Source organism: Frankia sp. CgKIO3 (genome assembly GCF_977946435.1).
This window is the reverse complement of record NZ_CDWTMO010000099.1, coordinates 1-15,984: the sequence shown is the minus strand read 5'-3', so window position 1 is coordinate 15,984 and position 15,984 is coordinate 1. Positions and strand designations below refer to the sequence as shown.

The window sequence follows — 15,984 nt, the reverse complement described above, 5'->3', positions numbered from 1 at the left end:
GGCCGCAGCCCTCATACAGCAGTGGGCCGGCAGACGCCGATAGCCAGCCCAGCGAGAACGGCCAGGTGTCCGCGCGGCTCGACATCAGTGGAGTCCACGGACGTGCCGTACGGGGAGTAAGGGATGGCCTGCGACGATACATGATCGCGTGGCGGCCGAGTTTTGGGGAGCCAGTCACGGTTCAGGAACCGCAGACCGTACTCAGCTCCCCCAAATTCGCATGCCTGCATGCCCGCCGACCGCCCTCCATCTCGACTTTCTCCCCGACGGCGGCGTGTTCCTCTGCGCCGACTGCGAGACCCCGTTCGGCGCGCACGTCGTCCCGGTGTCTCTCTACGGCTGGGTTTCCCGCCGGTCGGCGCGGAACTGGTCGATGACCACGGTGAACTGGCCGTTGACCGTGACGTCGGTGATGCCGGAGAACAAGGCACCGGTTCCTGGCAGCGCCACGACCGTACGGACACAGACGACGAACGACGCGCCTGGCTCCAGGGTTGCCGCGCCGTCCCCGGGATCCCCCGCACCACAGTCGGCGCCCTCGGGAACAAATCGGACCTGTGGCGCGCCGGGGACGCCCTGGTCGGCGAGGGCAAGCTGCGCGGCGAGCCGTGCCCGGTCCATGCCCTGCGTCTCGCTGCCCGCGGTGGCGAACGCCCGCCCGGCCTCCCGGGCGGCCTGGGTCACCCCGAACGCCGCGCGCTGCACCGCGAAGACGCACAGGAACAGGTAGACGAACGGAACGAGCAGCACGACGGACAATCCAACGAATTCGATCATCGCCGAACCGTCGTCGGCCCCGGTCGCCGGGCCTGCCCGTTCGGGCCAGACAACGCGGCCTATGCGACCAATGCGACCGACGCGGCGCACGGAAGCCACGCAACCTGTCCTGATCATCAGGATCGTCCGCGGCACGGAGCGCAGGGCCGCCCGCGCGATCCGATCTCCCGCCACGACACCCCTCGTCACGGCAGTTCCTTGAGTGCGTGGCCCTTCACCGTGATCGTGATGCCGTCGCCCAGTGGGACTAGGACGAGCGGCACGGCAACCCGGCAGGTGACCTCCGCAAGCGGCGTGCCACCCGGCCCGTCGACCTGCGCCCCGGTGCAGACGGCGTCGGACCGTCCCGGGATGGTCCGCGCGATGAGGGCCTGGGCGTAGGGACCGCCCTCGCTCGCCGGCACGCCGAGATTGGCCGCGTGCCTGGCTCCCTCGGCAGCGTCCGCCGCGAGCGTGTTGCGGATGTGCAGCACCAGGCCGACCTGGATGATCCCCAGGATCAGGAAGAGCAACAACGTCCCCACCAGGATGAACTCGACGACGGCCGATCCGCCGTCAGCCGCGTCCGAGCCGTCCTCGACCGCGTCCGGTCGCTGCCCGGTCCCCCTGGGGCCGCCATCGATCCCGTCCGGCCCCGCGACGGCCGCGAGCTCAGCCGCCACCGCCGATACCCGACACCGAGTTGATGGCCGAGGTGAACAGGTTCTGCAGGGCGGGCGTCGCCAGGGTGGCGATCGCGACCACCAGCGCCGCCGTCATGACGGTTATCATGACCCAGCCGGGGACGTCCCCCCGATCGCGATCATGGTGGCCGCCCGATGCGACGGCTGACCGCCAGGCCCGCCATCTCGCTTTCATGGCCTGCCCTGTTCGTCCCATGTCTCCTCCTTTAGGCTGGCTGATCCGACCTCGCCGGACGGGCGCGTCCACCTGCGGGCGGCCACCTGCGCGCCCCGGGCACTCACTGCGCGATCACGGTGAAACTCACCAGGGCCGGGTAGAAGGCAAAGATCACGGTCGTCGGCAGGACGAGGAACACGACCGGGATCATCATCGCGATCTCCTTGCGGCCACCGGCCTCTAGCAGCTGCCGCTTGCCCGCCTCACGCGCGTCAACGGCCTGCGCGCGCAGGATGTCCGCCAGCGGCGTCCCCCGTTCGATCGCGACCGCCATCCCGTCGACGAACCGCACCAGGGGTGCCAACGCCGTGCGCGCCGCGATGCCCTCCAACGCCTGCACGAGGGTGGCCCCGGCGCGGGCGTCGGCCAACGCGAGCCGCAGCTCGTGCCCAAGCTCGCCGTGGGTCAACCGGCTGACCCGCTCCAGCGCCCCGATGGCCGACTCCCCCGCGGTCACCGCGAGCGCCAGCAGCTCGGCGATCGTCGGGAACTCCAGCAGCATCCGGTCCTCGCGCTCGGAGATCGCCCGCGACAGCCAGTAGTCCCGGGCCACCACCCCACCGGCCGTGCCGGCGACGATCAGTGCGACACTGACCAGGGTCGGCGGGCCGACGCCGAGCAGCGCGCGCAGCGCCAGCAGGAGGGCGCCGATCAGCGCCCCGCTGGCCGCGCAGATGACCTGCTGGACGCGGAACTCCTCGATGCTGGTCCGTCCGCCGGCCTGGGTCAGCCGGCGTCGCAGGGCGGCCCGGCCCCCCAGGAAACGGTCGAGCCGACCGGCGGCGTCCGCGAGTAACGGGCGCGCGAGCGCCTCGACCGCGGCGAGACCCGGCCGCGGCACCCCCCGCGGCCGGTCCTCGAGCAGCCTCGAGGGTGTGGGGGTGTCCCGCAGGTAGGGATCGATTCGGTCAGCGAGGTGGATGCGCCGGGCCCGGGGGAAGCGGTAGACGATGATGACCAGGCCCAGCCCGACGAGGAACCCGATCAGCGCACCGCTGGCGACCGTAGTCATGATCCCGCCCCCCGGCCAGCGGCCGCTCCCCCGCGCAGCACCCGGCCCTCCTCCGGCAACCGGCCGATCCGCTTCATGAGCAGGTAGGCGAGGGCCGACACGGCGCCGCCCACCACGAGCACCAGGACCCCGGTCGGGCTGTCGTAGGCTCGCACGTTCTGCCCCCGGGTGGCCAGCAGGAGCAGCACGATCCAGGGGGCGGCGAGCGCGAGCCGGGCGGCGTTCACCGTCCAGCTCTGCCGCGTCTCGAGCTCGGCGCGGGTGTGGGCGTCCTCCCGCAGGAAGGTGGACAGCGTGCGCAACAGCCGGCCGAGGTCGGTCCCGCCGACCTCCCGGGCCATCCGCAGTGACTCGATGATGCGGTCGGCCACCGGATCGGCGAGCTCGTCGGCGAGGCGGTCCAAGCAGGCCGAGAACGACCCGGTGGCACTGTAGTCCTCGCCGAACCGGGTGAAGGCCGGTCGCAGCTGTACCGGCCCCCGCACCCCCACCGCGGCCAGGCCCTCGGGCAGCGACATCCCGGCCCGCACCGCGCTGGACAGGTTGTCGACAACGTCCGGCCACAGCTCCCGCAGATCATGCATGCGGGCATGCCGCCGACGGACCACGAGGGCCCGGGGCAGCAGACTCGCAAACACGACGAAGGCGCCGGCCAGCGACACGGTCTCGGTGAATGCCAGGACGACCAGGCCGGCCACCAGGCCCAGACCCAGACCCAGACCCAGACCCAGACCCAGACCCAGACCCAGACTGATCATGACGAACTGACGCGGAGTCACGCCGCGGATGCCCGCCTGGGCGAGCAGGTCGCTCGTCGACCGTTCCCAGCGCGCCGTCGCCGACCAGGCCGCGAACCGCGGCCGGCCGCTGGTGACGATGAGGAACAGACCCAGACCGAACAGCAGGCCGAGGAAGATGCCCATCAGCGCTCCGCGGCGATCTCGGGCCAGCCCCCGCCGGGCCGATGATGATGGTAATCATGGTCGCCCTGGGCCAGCAGGGCGGGCAGGTCGTAGCCGGCGCGGGCGAACCGTTCGGGATGTGGCGGGAAGCCGTCGGCGCGGACCAGTCCGTCCGCGCGCGAGCGGTAGATCTGGGCGATCTCGATGACGTCCCCCTCCGTCCGGCCGGGCAGCGCGACGACCTCGGTGACGCGGCGCCGGCCCGAGACGTCCTTCTCCAGATGGACGACGAGATCCACGCTGGCGGCGACGGTGGGCACCACAAAGGCATGGCTGACGTTCTCGCCGGCGAGCAGGGGCAGGGTGCACAGTTTCGTCACGGCCTCGCGAGCCGAGTTCGCGTGCAGGCTGCACATACCGGGCAGCCCAGAGTTGAGCGCGATCAGCAGGTCGAGCGCCTCCTCCTGGCGAACCTCGCCGACCAGGAGCCGGTCCGGGCGCATCCGCAGGGCCTCCTTGACCAGCCGGCGCAGCCGGATTTCCCCGCTGCCCTCCAGGTTGGCCTGCCGGGTCTGCATCGCCACCCAGTCGGCGGCCCGCAGCTTCAGCTCGAACACCTCCTCGCAGCTGATCACCCGTTCCCGGGCCGGGATGGCCGAGCCGAGACAGTTGAGCATGGTCGTCTTGCCGGCCTGAGTGCCGCCCGCAATTATGATGTTGAGGCCGGCGACGACGGCAGCGTCCAGAAAGGTGGCCGCTGCCAGCGTGATCGTCCCGAGATCGACCAGTTCGTCCAGGCTCGACGCGGACAGCACAAACTTACGGATGTTGATCGACCAGTGCACCCGGGTGACATCGGGGATGACCACGTGCAGCCGGGAATCGTCCGGAAGCATGGCGTCGACGAACGGGGTCGAGAGGTCCACCCGCCGGCCCGAGGACTTCAGCATCCGCTCGACGAGGTCCTGGACCTGATCGGCGGTCAGAATGGTCGTCGTCAGCTCGCTGCGACCGGCCCGGGCGACGAATACCCGGCCCGGCTCGTTGATCCAGATCTCCTCCACGGTGGGGTCGTCGAGGTGGCGTTGCAGCGGCCCGAACCCGGCAACCGCGTCATAGACCAGCCGGGCGGTGACGTCCCGGTCGACGATCGGGGGAAGGTCACTGACGAGAACCCGTTCCTCATAATCGGCGAGCACCTCGTGAACGAGCTGACGCACCTGCGCCGGGTCCCGCACGGGATCGAGAGAACGCCGCCGGACGAGCTCTCTGACCTCGTCCTCCACGAACGATGTCGCGTCCAGCCAACTGCCGCGTGCCACCGCCACGGAAACCGCTGCTCCTCCGGCTTTCGTCTCTTCCCGCCCCGATAATTGCCACGAAGCGTAGAAAGAAGGTCACTGGTAAGCAACCCCCGACGCCGGAGGCAGACGCAACAACGTTCGCACAACCCCCACCGGGGGCATGGAGCGGGTAGGGCTCAGGTAGGCCACAGCCCGTACAGAGTCCCCCCTTGACCACCAAGGTTGCTACTCTCCGCAGTCAAAAAGCGGTCGCGGACCGGACATTTGTCATCGCTCTGTGCGCATATCGACTGCACCGACGGTGCACCAACCGCCCCGGAAACGCCCGCGCGATTTCTCCCTCGAAACGACGCCGAGGCGATAGCCTTTCGGCGGTCCCTAACCCGAACATCCCTGTAGTCGATATCGCATCGCTGGGTCGACAGGCGGAATCCCCCCACCCCGCCGGTCTCATCCAGCGTCCCACCAACGCCTGCCTCGGGGGTCCCTTCCGTGTCCGGTCAGCCAACAACCAGCGCGGTCGCCAGCCGCCCGCGAGAACCTCATTCGGCCACCAGGGCGGCGTTGCTCCCGACGCCTCCCCGGCACGATCCCCCGGAGTGGAAAGGGGCATCACGATGAGCGGCGCCCGGGATCCCCGATCGTCAGACATGTTCGACACGACCGCTTGGAAAATGTTCTGGCGTATTGTCGAAAACTGCCCGGTCGCGGTATTCGCCACCGATGCGGCAGGCCGGTATCTCTTTGTGAACCGGCCGTGGTCCAAGTTGACCGGCGTTACCCGCGACGAGGCGGTCGGATGGGGATGGCAACGCATCGTCCATCCCGGCGACGTAGCGAACGTCGGCAGCCGGTGGCGGCGCCTCGTCACGCACGGCGACGGGTTTTCGATCCAGGTCCGGTTGATCCGACCGGGTGAACCACCCTGCGACGCGGTCATGCAGACGATGGTGACCTCGGCAGGGGACGGTAGACAACGGATCGTCGGCACCCTCACCGTGCCGTCGGCCAGTGCGTTCGGGAACGCCGCCGGGCCGGTGACGGGTGTGCCGGTGTCCTCGCCGCGGGTCCAAGGGCGTCACTCCCCGATCGGCCCATCGTCCGCGGACCAGCCCGATACCGACGACGTCGCCGTCCAGGAACGGGCCGAACCCGACCTCGCTTCCCGCGAACCGACGTCTCACGAACCGGCGCATCACGAAGCAGCGCATCACGAACCGGCCGATCTCGAACACCTTGACGACGGGCAGGCCGAGCTCGACCGCCTTCGCCGTCGCGAGGCGGCTTTCGAACTCGCCGCTCTCGATCCCGACCTCCTCGACGGGCACCTGCTCGATCAGGATCTCCTCGGTCTCCAGGCCCTCGCCTCCGATGGGGTGCCCGCGGGCGATCTCGACAGGTTCGGCGTGTTCGACGGACCGGGCCCGTTTGATCTACCGGACCAGTCCGACCGGTCGGATCGCCCCGATCGGGTGGACGAGATAGCCCGGCTGGACGGGCTGGACGGGCACGGTGACACCGAGGAGACCGATCTCGTCGACGCGGCCGGGGACCGCGAGGACGACGGCGAGTACCCGCGACGCGAAGCACCCTCGGCCTGGCCTCGGGCCGACCAGTCCGATCGGGCCGATCGGGGCTGGGAATGGTCTGTTCCGCTTCCCCGCCGGCCGGTTCCCGGCGAACCGACGCCGGGCCGGGCGACATCCCGCGAAGCCACCGAGGATCGGCCCACAGTCGGGTTTCCCCGCGGGACGCTCCCGCCTGGCGCGGAGTGGCGCGCGGCCGTGGCCCTGCATCGCAGCAAGAATGACGACCTGCGTCCCTTCGGACGCGCCAGGGGCTCGAACCACACCTGTGGCTGCCCGTTCACCGAGGCCCGACGGATCGAGGAGGCATGCCGGGACCGGGAACGCTGGCTGACGACCCTGCTCGCCGAACTGACGACCGCCGTGCTCATCGCCGACCGGGACGGGCGTGTGGTGGCGGTGAACCAGGTGTACTGCGATCTGTTCGATCTGGCGGACCTGCCCGTCGACCTGGTCGGAACGGATTGCCGGCTGCAGCTGCGTCCCCGGCCCGGGCTGGTGGACGATCCATCCGGATTCGCGACGCGCCTGGACACCCTGCTCCGTCGACGGCGGACGCTACGCCGGGAGGCAGTGATGTTCGCCGACGGGCGGGTGTTCGAGCGTAGCCACATACCGCTGACCGCGGCCGACGGCTACCGCGGCCATGTCTGGCTCTACTCCGACGTCACCGACCGCCGGATCCTGGAGGCTGAGATCGAGGGACTCATCTCCGGACTGTGACGAGCGAGGTGGACGGCGGTCCGGTCAGTAGACGCCGCCGTAGTGCCGGGCCTGCAGATCCTGGGCCTGGCCGACCCAATCGTCGGAGACGACGCGGTCACCGAAGCCATCCAGCCGGTGAGCGAGCCGCTCGACGTCGGTATCACCCATTTCGGCCAGCTGACTGAAGGTTGTGATGCCCAACGCCCGCAGCCGGGCCTCGATCACCGGGCCCACGCCGACAATCTCCTTGAGGTTGTCGCCGCCCGACCGCACTGGATCGAGGAGACCGTTCCACCGCGGCGCGGGTTCCAGCACGACCCGGCTACCCGTACCCGGCTGGCCGCTGGCCCCGTTCGTTCCACCGGTGCTCCTGCCACCGGTGCTCTTCACGCCGCAGCCACTCCCCTGACTACTCGACGGCGGTCCGCCCGGGGCCGGTGGCCGGTTCTTCGTGGCAACGCCGCTCGCCTGGACCGTCGCCCCCGAGATGTTCGCCTCGGGCGACAGAGCCAGGCCGTGCGCGGGCAGCGCGCTCTTCGACGGCCCCGCCTCGTTCGGGGTGACCGCGAGGTTCGACGGGACCACACCGCCCGCGGCAGCAACCCCGACCGCGACGGCGGCCTCGGCGGTGGGGGCAGCCTCGGGATGCTCGGCACCGGCTTTCTCGTCAGAGGAGGCCTGGCCCAGAAGCGCCTCAGATTTCGCGATCCGCCCCAGCAGGCTGAGCCGTTCGGCCGCCCATTCGGCCTGGTGCCGATCCAGCCGGGTGGTCATGGTGGCCACCTGGCGTTGCGCGTCCTCCGCCTCCGTACGGGCCATGGCCAGTCGGGAGGAGAACTTGGCCGCCCGGCCCTCGGCCTCGACGAGCTGTCTGCGCAGCAGCTCGGCCTCATGGGCGAGCTCCGCCGCCGAAGGGCCGGCGGGATCACCGCCCGCCCCCGGGGAGCCCGCCGGCACCGGGCCGGCGGCACCCGGGCCGGCAGTACCCTCGCCGGCGGCACCCGGGCCGGCCGGGAGGGCCTGGGCCGCGCCGGGTGTCACGGCGTACGCCCGGGCCCGCAGCGCTGCCTCGATCTCCTCGACCCGGGCGCTTGCGATCACGGCATGGCGCTCCGCCTCGGCGATCCGCCGTTCGGACTCCGCGGCACGCTGTTCGGCGACAGCGAGCCGGGCAGTTAGATCCGCCTTCTCCAAGGCGACGTCGTCACGCTGCCGGCGCAACCGGGCGATCAGCTCGGCGGCCTGCCCTGTGCCCGTGCCGCGGGCGCCCGAACCGGGGACACCCGTGTCGGCGTCGCCGACGCACGCCGCCACGGCGTTCCCGGCCTCGGCAGCATTCCCGGCATTCACGCGGTTCACGTCGTTCGCGGCTGCCGCCTGATCGGCTGACGGGACCGCGCCGGGGCGGGATTCGTCGAGGCCCAAGCCGGTGCCGGCGGGCGTCTCCACCGATCCCGCCCGATTCCGCGCGGCGTCAGCGTCGGCGTTGCGGGCCTGCCGGCGCAGCGGCGCGATCAGGAAGACCCAGGCCAGCGCCGCACCAATGAGCATCGCCACCAGCACGTACGCCAGGATCTGCCCGGCGAGGTACAGCATGGGCTGCCAGCCTCCTTACCGCGGTAGGTCGGTCGAGATCACACCTGCCAGCGGGGGTGACATCTCGGTACGAAGGTTGTGGGAAGTGGAGCCCCCTCGGCGCCATCCAGGTGGTAACCCGGTCGCCGCCGCAAGGCTCCCCAGCATTATTCGCAACGCCCGGCATCGGCCGCACCCGGGGAGGTTCAACCGTTGTCCACGTCGATCTCCCTGGGTGGGAAATCACCGTTCACGGACGTCAGGCGACGAACAGCACCCCAGGGAGGAGTGAGGAGTATGGGAAGACAACCGCGAGGGCCGCCCGTCGGGGGCATTTCACGCCAGCTGGTCACCAGTCCAGACAGCATGCCCCAACGAGCCGTCAACGTGCGTGGTCTCCTCCGCCGCGCGGGGGAGACCTCCACCCCCGTGCACCCAACATCCGCGTCTCCGTCGGGGTCAGAGAAGACCGGGGAGCTCCTGAGGCGCGAACCACAGCAGTTCGAAGCCCTCGACGCTGTCCACGGTGAAGGCGGCGTCATCCCCACCGAGATCGGCCTCGACGATGCACTTCGCCGCCGCCGCGACCGCCGCGACAACCTCCTCGTCGTCTCCGTCGTCGACATGGATGGCCTGCACGGCCGACCACGGCACCGGGAAGTCCACCTCGACGACACCCTGCTCAAGATCATCTCTTACCCGCACCTCGCCGTCCGCGACATCGGCCACGAAGACCATGCGCCGGCGCGGCGCGGACGGGTCGGCGTCCAGCAGCCGCAGGCTTGCCCGGCCGGCGTCGTGCAGCGCCGCGTACTCCAACTCCTCCTCGGACTCCGACTGGGCGTACCACTCACGCGTCGCGGGGGTGACCGCGAATCCGGTGCCTGGGGGGATGCGCGCGGACTCCCAGACCGATCGGGCGACGGCCAGCGTGGACGGGAGATAGATGCGCACCCGCTCAGTGTGCAACCAACCGGGGCGAGCCGGCTACGAGGACCAGGTCAGCCACGAGGACCAGGTCAGCCGGCCAGGCCGAGCCCAAGCCGGCCCCCGCTCGCCTCGGCGTCGTCGGTGGCCCCGGCCACGCCGGAACGGGCGGAACGGGCGGCGGCATGCAGGGCCTCGCCCGTCGTACGCAGCGCCGTCTCGAACACCTGGGCCCGCCGGGTCAGATCCATCACGTTTCCGCCGATGACCTCGAGATCCTCCGGACCTGGGCAGAGCACCGTCACCCGGGTGCCAGCCGCCTCCACCATCTCGACCTCCCGCATCAGCCGGCGGGTGGCGGCCCGGCGGACCTGGCGTTCGACCCGGGCCACCGTGCCACGGGGTCGGTCGAGGTGGAACGAGCAGGCCGGGGCGAGCACCAGGATCTCCGCGAGGCCCGCGTCGGCGAGAAGATCGACCGATGCAGGCGATCGGGTTCCGCCGTCAACGAATCGCTGGCCGTCCACCGCGACCGGGGCGTACCAGCCGGGAATGGCACACGACGCCATCACCGCCTCGGACAAGGTTGCCCGAGGCGCATCGGCCACACCGAACAGCACGCGCTCACCGGTGTCGAAGTTCATGGCCACCACCCGCAGCGCGGGCCTGGTGGGCCACCCGGTCGGATCGAGGCCCTTGCGGTCCATCGCCGCGGTCACCAGATCGCCGACCGCGGAGATCTTCCCACGGCCCTGTGGAAGCATCGCCGCCAGCGTGACCATCGGCGAGGACCGCCGGGGGTGCCGGGCACTGGCCGTCAGCAGCCTCGGTGAACCCATGCGCATCCGGGGGCGCGGGGGTAGGGAAGCACCGAGGTCGCGGTAGTCAAGAACGGGATCCCCCGCCTCGTAGATCCCCCGCTCGGAATTGGCCATCACGTCGATGCCGATCCCCAGACCGAGCAGGGCCGCGACTACCGAGCCGGCGGACGTGCCGACCACCAGGTCGGCTCCGCTCAGATTACGGCCGGTCGCGGTCTCGACCGCCCGCATCGCGCCGATCATCCAGGCGGAGCCGAGCACTCCACCGGCTCCCAGGACCAGACCTCTGCGTGGGGCCCGTTTCCTGGTCATAGTCCACCTCCCGGCGCGGCGACCGGGAAGGGAGACGCATCGCGCTGGGATGCCCGCCGCCCGGCATGCTCGCTGCCATGTGGGCCGCCCGGTCGCACCTGGGCCGACCCGCCCACGAACGGCGTGCCCGCCTCGTCGGGACGGCCGGGGATGGGCCGGTAACAGTCCATGGTCCGCGTTGACCGTACCTTGCTGCTCCCGGCGCTCGAAGCGCCCGGGCAGTCCACCGGACTACTCCGGCGGCTCCTCGCTACTCTCTTCGGGGAAGCTGGTCTCCAGCACTCCCCAGTTCCGCAGCCGCTCGGCGAACTCCTGGGGGGTCGTGTCGTGGAGCAGGGCGAGCGCACGCACGTCGCCATCCCGGATGGACAGCACACGGCCGGCGTAGTCGTCCCGTTGGCGCTGGATCTGGGCGACCCACCGACGGACGAGAGCAGAGGAGTCCGGCGGAGCCTCGCTCAGCCTCTCCAGGTTGAGCACCGTACGTGGGCGACGCTCCCGCGGCGGCAGCTGATCCTCGTTGGGCAACAGCGCCGAGACCGGGACTCCGTAGAATCCCGCGAGTTCGGAGAGTTGATGCACGCTGATCATGCGGTCACCGCGTTCGTAGGAGCCAACGGCAGCGGTCTTCCACCGCCCCCGCGACTTCTGCTCCACTCCCTGCAGCGACAGACCCTGCTGTATCCGAATCGCCCGCAACCGGGCGCCCACGGCCTTCGCGTACTCTCGGCTCACCCGACACACCCCCAGCCGTCTCGAACGAGCATCACGTACCTCTCGCCGCGCCCATAGGAGATCAAGGTACGACTCGTGTGGTGCTGGCGAGGCATGCTCCCACTAACGTAACGTTGCCGAAAGAGACCGCTCGCAGATACATATACGATGCTACGTTGCGTGACTTTCTTGTACGACTTCTCTCGCATCTCAGACTCTACGGATTAAGAAAGCTACTCTATGTAGTAAATTTTATAAGGTCGGAAGCTATCAGTGAGATCTCTCTCACGACTTGACCGAAGTTCCTCCACACAACGATGCCCCCAACTTGCTCGCTGTAACCGCCCCCACTACACCAAGATGGCGACACGAATACTTTATGTCACGGTTACGCCAAGGGCGTAACCGTGAGTTGCCGACGCCGCGCAAGCAATCGGCCGGACGGCAGCAGGCCCAGCGGCAGGCCCAGCGGGGGATGCGGCCCCGGCTCGTCCGTCGGGACGGCCTGCCCGCTCACCAAGATCACCTGGTTCGCCGGACTCACCGAGTTCACCGGGCCTGGCGCCGCGGGCTCCCCCGCCGACGGCGGGGAGCCGCCGGGCGGCCAAGCAGCCGGCCGGCCAGCTCCCTGATCGCCAGCCGGGCCGGGGAGGTCGGAGCGATAGTCACGCAGGAGCTGTCCGGTCACCTGGGCGGCGTCCAGCCCGGCGAGGTCGTAGGGCACCAGGGCCACCGGCTCGGTCCCGGTGTGGCGCAGAATCGCCCGACTGACCTCGCGGGCCGGGTCTCCGCCCACGACCGAGGCGCGCAGCCGGTTCACCACGACAAGCGGGTCGACGGAGGGGACGGTCTCCCGCAGGTCGGACAGTCCCCGCACAAACCGGACCAGACCGACCGGTTCGGCAGACGCCACCGCCAGCACGACGTCGGCCGCGCCCAGCACGGCGAGCGTCGCTCCGTTACGCCGGGGCGCGGAGATGTCGAACGACAGTTCCTCGTCCGTCTCCAGGCAGAACCCGCAGTCCACAACGACGAAGGACGCCAGGCGCCGGGCCATCGACAGCACGGTCTCAACGGATGCCGGGCGTAGCTCGGGCCATCGCGAGGGGCGGGGGATGCCGGGCAGCACTCGCAGGCCGCCGCCCAGATCACGGCACAGTACAGCGAGCCGGGGCACGTCCAGCAGCCCCTGGTTGGCCGACCGGGCCGCCGCAGCCAGACCGGGGGCCTCCTCGAGCAGGCCGACGAGCTGCCCGACCGCGCCGCCGTAGGAGTCGGCGTCCACCAGCAGGGTGGAGGTCCCCAGCCCGGCGAGTTCGGCGGCCAGGCACAGCGCGATCGTGGTGCGTCCCGGCGCGCCGGCCGGACCCCATACCGCGATCACCCGGCCCACCCGGCCGTCGCCCGGTCCGATCGGCCCCACGCCGTCGGTGACACCGATGGCTGGGGCGAGCGGCCCGAACCCGACGAGTGGTTCGCTGTAGGAACCGGGCGCCCGGGTCGCCGGCGCGGCCGCGTTCGTCGCCAGCGCCCGGGATGCCTCGACGACCGCTCCCGCGATGACCTCCGCGGTGGCGTCCGAGGGAATGACCGCGGCCACGCCGAGCTGCCGCAGCCGCCGGTCGCCGTCCTCGTCGCCGGGGGCGGTCAGCCCGACCACCGCAATGCCCGCCATGGCCAGGCGGGTCAACGCATCCCGGTCAAGCCGGCGCAGGTCCGCAGACAGCAGGGCAGCCCGGGCCGCGCCGGTGGTCGCCGCGGCCAGCAGGTCCGGCAGGTCGACGCAGCGGCGCACCACCGTAACCCCGAGGTCGCGACGATCGAAGGCCGAGACCAGGCCGGCCTCGACCATCGCATCGGTGACAGCGGTGAGGATCGGCAGGCTCACCGGCCGTACCCCGGCACGGTGGTCGGTCCCGTCGAGCCGACCCCACCGCGGGAGTCGCGCTCAATCTTCACGACGTCGACCCGCTCGCTCTGCGAGGCCGCGACGGCCTGGATGGCGTTGTCCACCGGTACGCGCAGCGTTAGCGAACGGTCCCCGCTGGTCAACTTCTCGAGGCTGACAAACTCGACGTCGTGCAGGACCAGCGCCTCGGCCCCCGCGCCCGCGGGCGCGGCCGGTGTGCTCCGGCCGGCCTGCTGATCGCCCCCGGTAGTGCTCGGCGCGACGGCGCCGCTCTGGAACACGAAGACGTCCACATGGTCACCCGGTCCGAGGGCCGGCAGCCGCCCGGCCTTCACGATGATCGGCACCAGCCACGTCGGCTGGGTGTTCTGGCCGGCGAAGTCGGGCCCGCTCACCAGCTCGCCGGTGTCCACCGGCCGCGCCAGGGTGGCGCCGACCAGGTCGTCGAGACGGCTTCCCGGGTAGTAACGACCCGAGGTCCTCTCGTCGAGCCTGGCCGGCACCGTGGCAAGATCCCCGGCGACGATGATGTGCCCGGCCGGCATGTCCACCTTGGCGACCACCCACTGGTGGGTCGCGTCCGCGCTGGCGAACAGCCGCGCCCCGACGACCACCGAGACGAGCACGAGTAACACCCCGACGAGCAGCCGGGAGTCACGCCACCGTCGGCGGGTCAACCGACGGGCCGGGGGTGATGCCGGTGGCGGGGACGCCTCCGGGCGGGCCGGTGCCGCGGCGAGCTCGGTCACCGGGAGACCTCCCTTTTCTCCTGGCCGGACCATTGGTACATGTTCGCACCTTCCGGTCGCAGAGCGTACGCGGTCGTCGGCCCTGAGCCCAGCCAAACCAGCGAGGAATCGGATGCGGACCGAACGGGATCCGTCGACCTCTGGGCCAGGCGGGCACGGGTAGCGGACCAGTCCAGTACCTGCGAGCACGGTCTTTTGGCGGTATCCGCGTGCACTTATCCACAAGCACACGCATCCGGACGCGATAAGCGGTGGTATCTCTGATACACACGTGAGGAGAGACATCTGCCCTCAGAAGGAGGACTTTGATGAACGACCGCTTCCTTCAACTCAGCGATGTGGCGGACATCCTCAACATCTCCTCCAGCCAGACCTACGCGCTTGTCCGCTCGGGCGAGCTCCCCGCCATCAAGATCGGGGGACGGGGCCAGTGGCGGGTGGAGCGCACCGAGCTGGAGGCGTACATTCAGCGCGCCTATGAACAGACCCGGGCCTTCGTCGCAGCCAATCCGATGAGCCGTAACGAGGCTCCGCCCGAGGACTAGACGCAGTAGGCGCGGCGAGGTCAGTAGGCGCGGCGAGGTCAGGGGATCCGACGAACGTAGGCGATCGCGTCGAGGGGGATGGTCCAGCCGGAACGGATCTGGCCGCGCCGGGCGAACTCGCCGACGGCGTGTTCAGCTACCTCCAGGAAGTCCGAGCCGACCCGCACCGGCGTCCCGTGCAGGGTCACCCCGTCCACCAGCATGAGCGTGCACGCCGAGCGGTCCCGGACGAGCCCGCGCAGGACGTACCGCAGATCCAGCTTGGCCGCCAGCGGACCCTCATGACCCGGCTGGGCCGAGACCACCGGCAGGTTCTCCACGGCCAGCAGCGACCGCACCGGCACCAGAGCCTCCGTCGCGCCGGGCTCGGCGATGAGCAACCAGTCCACCCCGAGGGCCGACAGGGTGCCGTGCAGGATCTCGGGAGCGCGCTGACCACCCAGCACCCGGCAACGCGCCGGGTGTCCGACGACAGGTCGCATCCGATCGATCAACCGCAGGTAGGCAGCCTCCCGTCGGCTGCGGTCCGCGAGCTCGGCAGAGAGCTCGGCGGCCTCATTCGCCTCCCACTGCAGCTCCAGGTCGGCGAACAGATCCTCCCATCGCACGAAATTCCTCCCATAAAGGTAGATTTCGCCAGCTTCCCCCAGTCACCCCTCACTCCCCACACAAGCAGGGTTGGCAGCGAGCTTTCAGGGGTTTACACAAGCAAACGTAGGCAAACGAACGATCTCGACAACATCCGGCGGACAAGAGCACCCACAATGATCGCGAGGGCGGCTCGACAGACGCTGGCGCGGTTCGCCGGCGCGACCGCGGCCGCAATCACGGCGATCATATTGATCGTTTTCGGACCCCGGCTGGCCGACCTGCCGGAGAGCATCGAGGCCGCCCCAGAATGGTTCGCCGCCGCGCCCGAGCAGGCGCTGGCCACGATCATCGGGGTCGTCGCCTGGGTGTGCCTGCTCTGGCTGTGCCTGGGGGTTCTGCTCAGCGCGCTGTCGGCCGTCCCCGGCGGAGTCGGCCGGCTCAGCGCGGCGCTGGCCCGCCGGATCGTTCCCCGCACGATGCGGCGGATGCTCGAGATCGGCCTCGGAGTGACACTCGTCGCCGGGGTGGCGCCGATCATCGCCGCGGTCCCGGCCTCCGCGGCCACCGGACCTGCGGGGACCGGTGTCAGTGCGGGCGCCACCGCCGCACTGCCCGATCTGGACCGGCCCGCCACCGTCGGCCACCCCCCGAACCC

General features: G+C 70.5%; 13 protein-coding genes and 2 pseudogenes. 3 read left to right on the top strand and 12 right to left on the bottom strand.

Features of this window, described 5'->3' with window-relative positions; genetic code table 11:
- Positions 1-333: 333 nt before the first annotated feature.
- The 5 genes from AC08OJ_RS12560 to AC08OJ_RS12540 all read right to left on the bottom strand — a co-directional run bounded on the left by AC08OJ_RS12560 (position 334) and on the right by AC08OJ_RS12540 (position 4,919).
- Positions 334-777, bottom strand: coding sequence for a hypothetical protein (locus tag AC08OJ_RS12560; RefSeq protein WP_476595809.1), 444 nt, complete (start codon positions 775-777; stop codon positions 334-336).
- Between the two features lie 185 nt (positions 778-962).
- Positions 963-1,439 carry a TadE/TadG family type IV pilus assembly protein gene (locus tag AC08OJ_RS12555; RefSeq protein ID WP_476594771.1) on the bottom strand — a complete coding sequence of 159 codons (477 nt, stop codon included), beginning with the start codon at positions 1,437-1,439 and terminating at the stop codon, positions 963-965.
- Between the two features lie 299 nt (positions 1,440-1,738).
- Positions 1,739-2,689, bottom strand: a complete 951-nt coding sequence (locus tag AC08OJ_RS12550) for a type II secretion system F family protein (RefSeq protein WP_476594772.1) — start codon at positions 2,687-2,689, stop codon at positions 1,739-1,741.
- Positions 2,686-3,612, bottom strand: coding sequence for a type II secretion system F family protein (locus AC08OJ_RS12545; protein ID WP_476595808.1), 927 nt, complete (start codon positions 3,610-3,612; stop codon positions 2,686-2,688). The genes AC08OJ_RS12550 and AC08OJ_RS12545 overlap by 4 nt, the downstream gene beginning before the upstream one ends.
- On the bottom strand, positions 3,612-4,919 hold the full coding sequence (locus tag AC08OJ_RS12540; RefSeq protein WP_476595807.1) for a CpaF family protein: 1,308 nt from the start codon (positions 4,917-4,919) through the stop codon (positions 3,612-3,614). The genes AC08OJ_RS12545 and AC08OJ_RS12540 overlap by 1 nt, the downstream gene beginning before the upstream one ends.
- Positions 4,920-5,512: 593 nt before the next feature.
- Between AC08OJ_RS12540 and AC08OJ_RS12535 the strand changes: the two genes are divergently transcribed.
- Positions 5,513-7,204 (top strand): PAS domain-containing protein, encoded by a 1,692-nt coding sequence (locus tag AC08OJ_RS12535; protein ID WP_476595806.1) that lies wholly within the window; start codon positions 5,513-5,515, stop codon positions 7,202-7,204.
- Between the two features lie 24 nt (positions 7,205-7,228).
- Here the strand turns inward: AC08OJ_RS12535 and AC08OJ_RS12530 are convergent, their stop codons facing one another.
- From AC08OJ_RS12530 to AC08OJ_RS12505, 6 genes and pseudogenes are all read right to left on the bottom strand, one after another.
- Positions 7,229-8,782 (bottom strand): hypothetical protein, encoded by a 1,554-nt coding sequence (locus AC08OJ_RS12530; protein WP_476595805.1) that lies wholly within the window; start codon positions 8,780-8,782, stop codon positions 7,229-7,231.
- A gap of 438 nt (positions 8,783-9,220) precedes the next feature.
- Positions 9,221-9,715 (bottom strand): DUF6912 family protein, encoded by a 495-nt coding sequence (locus tag AC08OJ_RS12525; RefSeq protein WP_476593304.1) that lies wholly within the window; start codon positions 9,713-9,715, stop codon positions 9,221-9,223.
- 65 nt (positions 9,716-9,780) lie between these two features.
- A complete protein-coding gene (locus AC08OJ_RS12520) occupies positions 9,781-10,821 on the bottom strand; it encodes a patatin-like phospholipase family protein (protein ID WP_462187079.1) in 1,041 nt (346 codons plus the stop codon).
- Positions 10,822-11,052: 231 nt separating this feature from the next.
- Positions 11,053-11,556: a helix-turn-helix domain-containing protein gene (locus AC08OJ_RS12515; RefSeq protein ID WP_476593303.1), complete on the bottom strand. Its 504-nt coding sequence runs from the start codon at positions 11,554-11,556 to the stop codon at positions 11,053-11,055.
- A gap of 528 nt (positions 11,557-12,084) precedes the next feature.
- A pseudogene (locus tag AC08OJ_RS12510) lies at positions 12,085-13,423 on the bottom strand (CpaE/TadZ family protein).
- Positions 13,420-14,193: an SAF domain-containing protein gene (locus tag AC08OJ_RS12505; RefSeq protein WP_476593301.1), complete on the bottom strand. Its 774-nt coding sequence runs from the start codon at positions 14,191-14,193 to the stop codon at positions 13,420-13,422. The pseudogene AC08OJ_RS12510 and the gene AC08OJ_RS12505 overlap by 4 nt, the downstream one beginning before the upstream one ends.
- A 308-nt stretch (positions 14,194-14,501) precedes the next feature.
- On the opposite strand from AC08OJ_RS12505, the gene AC08OJ_RS12500 reads away from it, so the two are divergent.
- Positions 14,502-14,738, top strand: a complete 237-nt coding sequence (locus AC08OJ_RS12500; RefSeq protein WP_011435224.1) for a helix-turn-helix domain-containing protein — start codon at positions 14,502-14,504, stop codon at positions 14,736-14,738.
- A gap of 38 nt (positions 14,739-14,776) precedes the next feature.
- Here the strand turns inward: AC08OJ_RS12500 and AC08OJ_RS12495 are convergent, their stop codons facing one another.
- Complete coding sequence (locus AC08OJ_RS12495) at positions 14,777-15,346, bottom strand: hypothetical protein (protein ID WP_476593300.1); 570 nt, start codon at positions 15,344-15,346, stop codon at positions 14,777-14,779.
- Positions 15,347-15,502: 156 nt separating this feature from the next.
- Here AC08OJ_RS12495 and AC08OJ_RS12490 point away from each other — a divergent pair.
- Positions 15,503-15,984: pseudogene (locus AC08OJ_RS12490) on the top strand (LysM peptidoglycan-binding domain-containing protein); the annotation flags it as partial.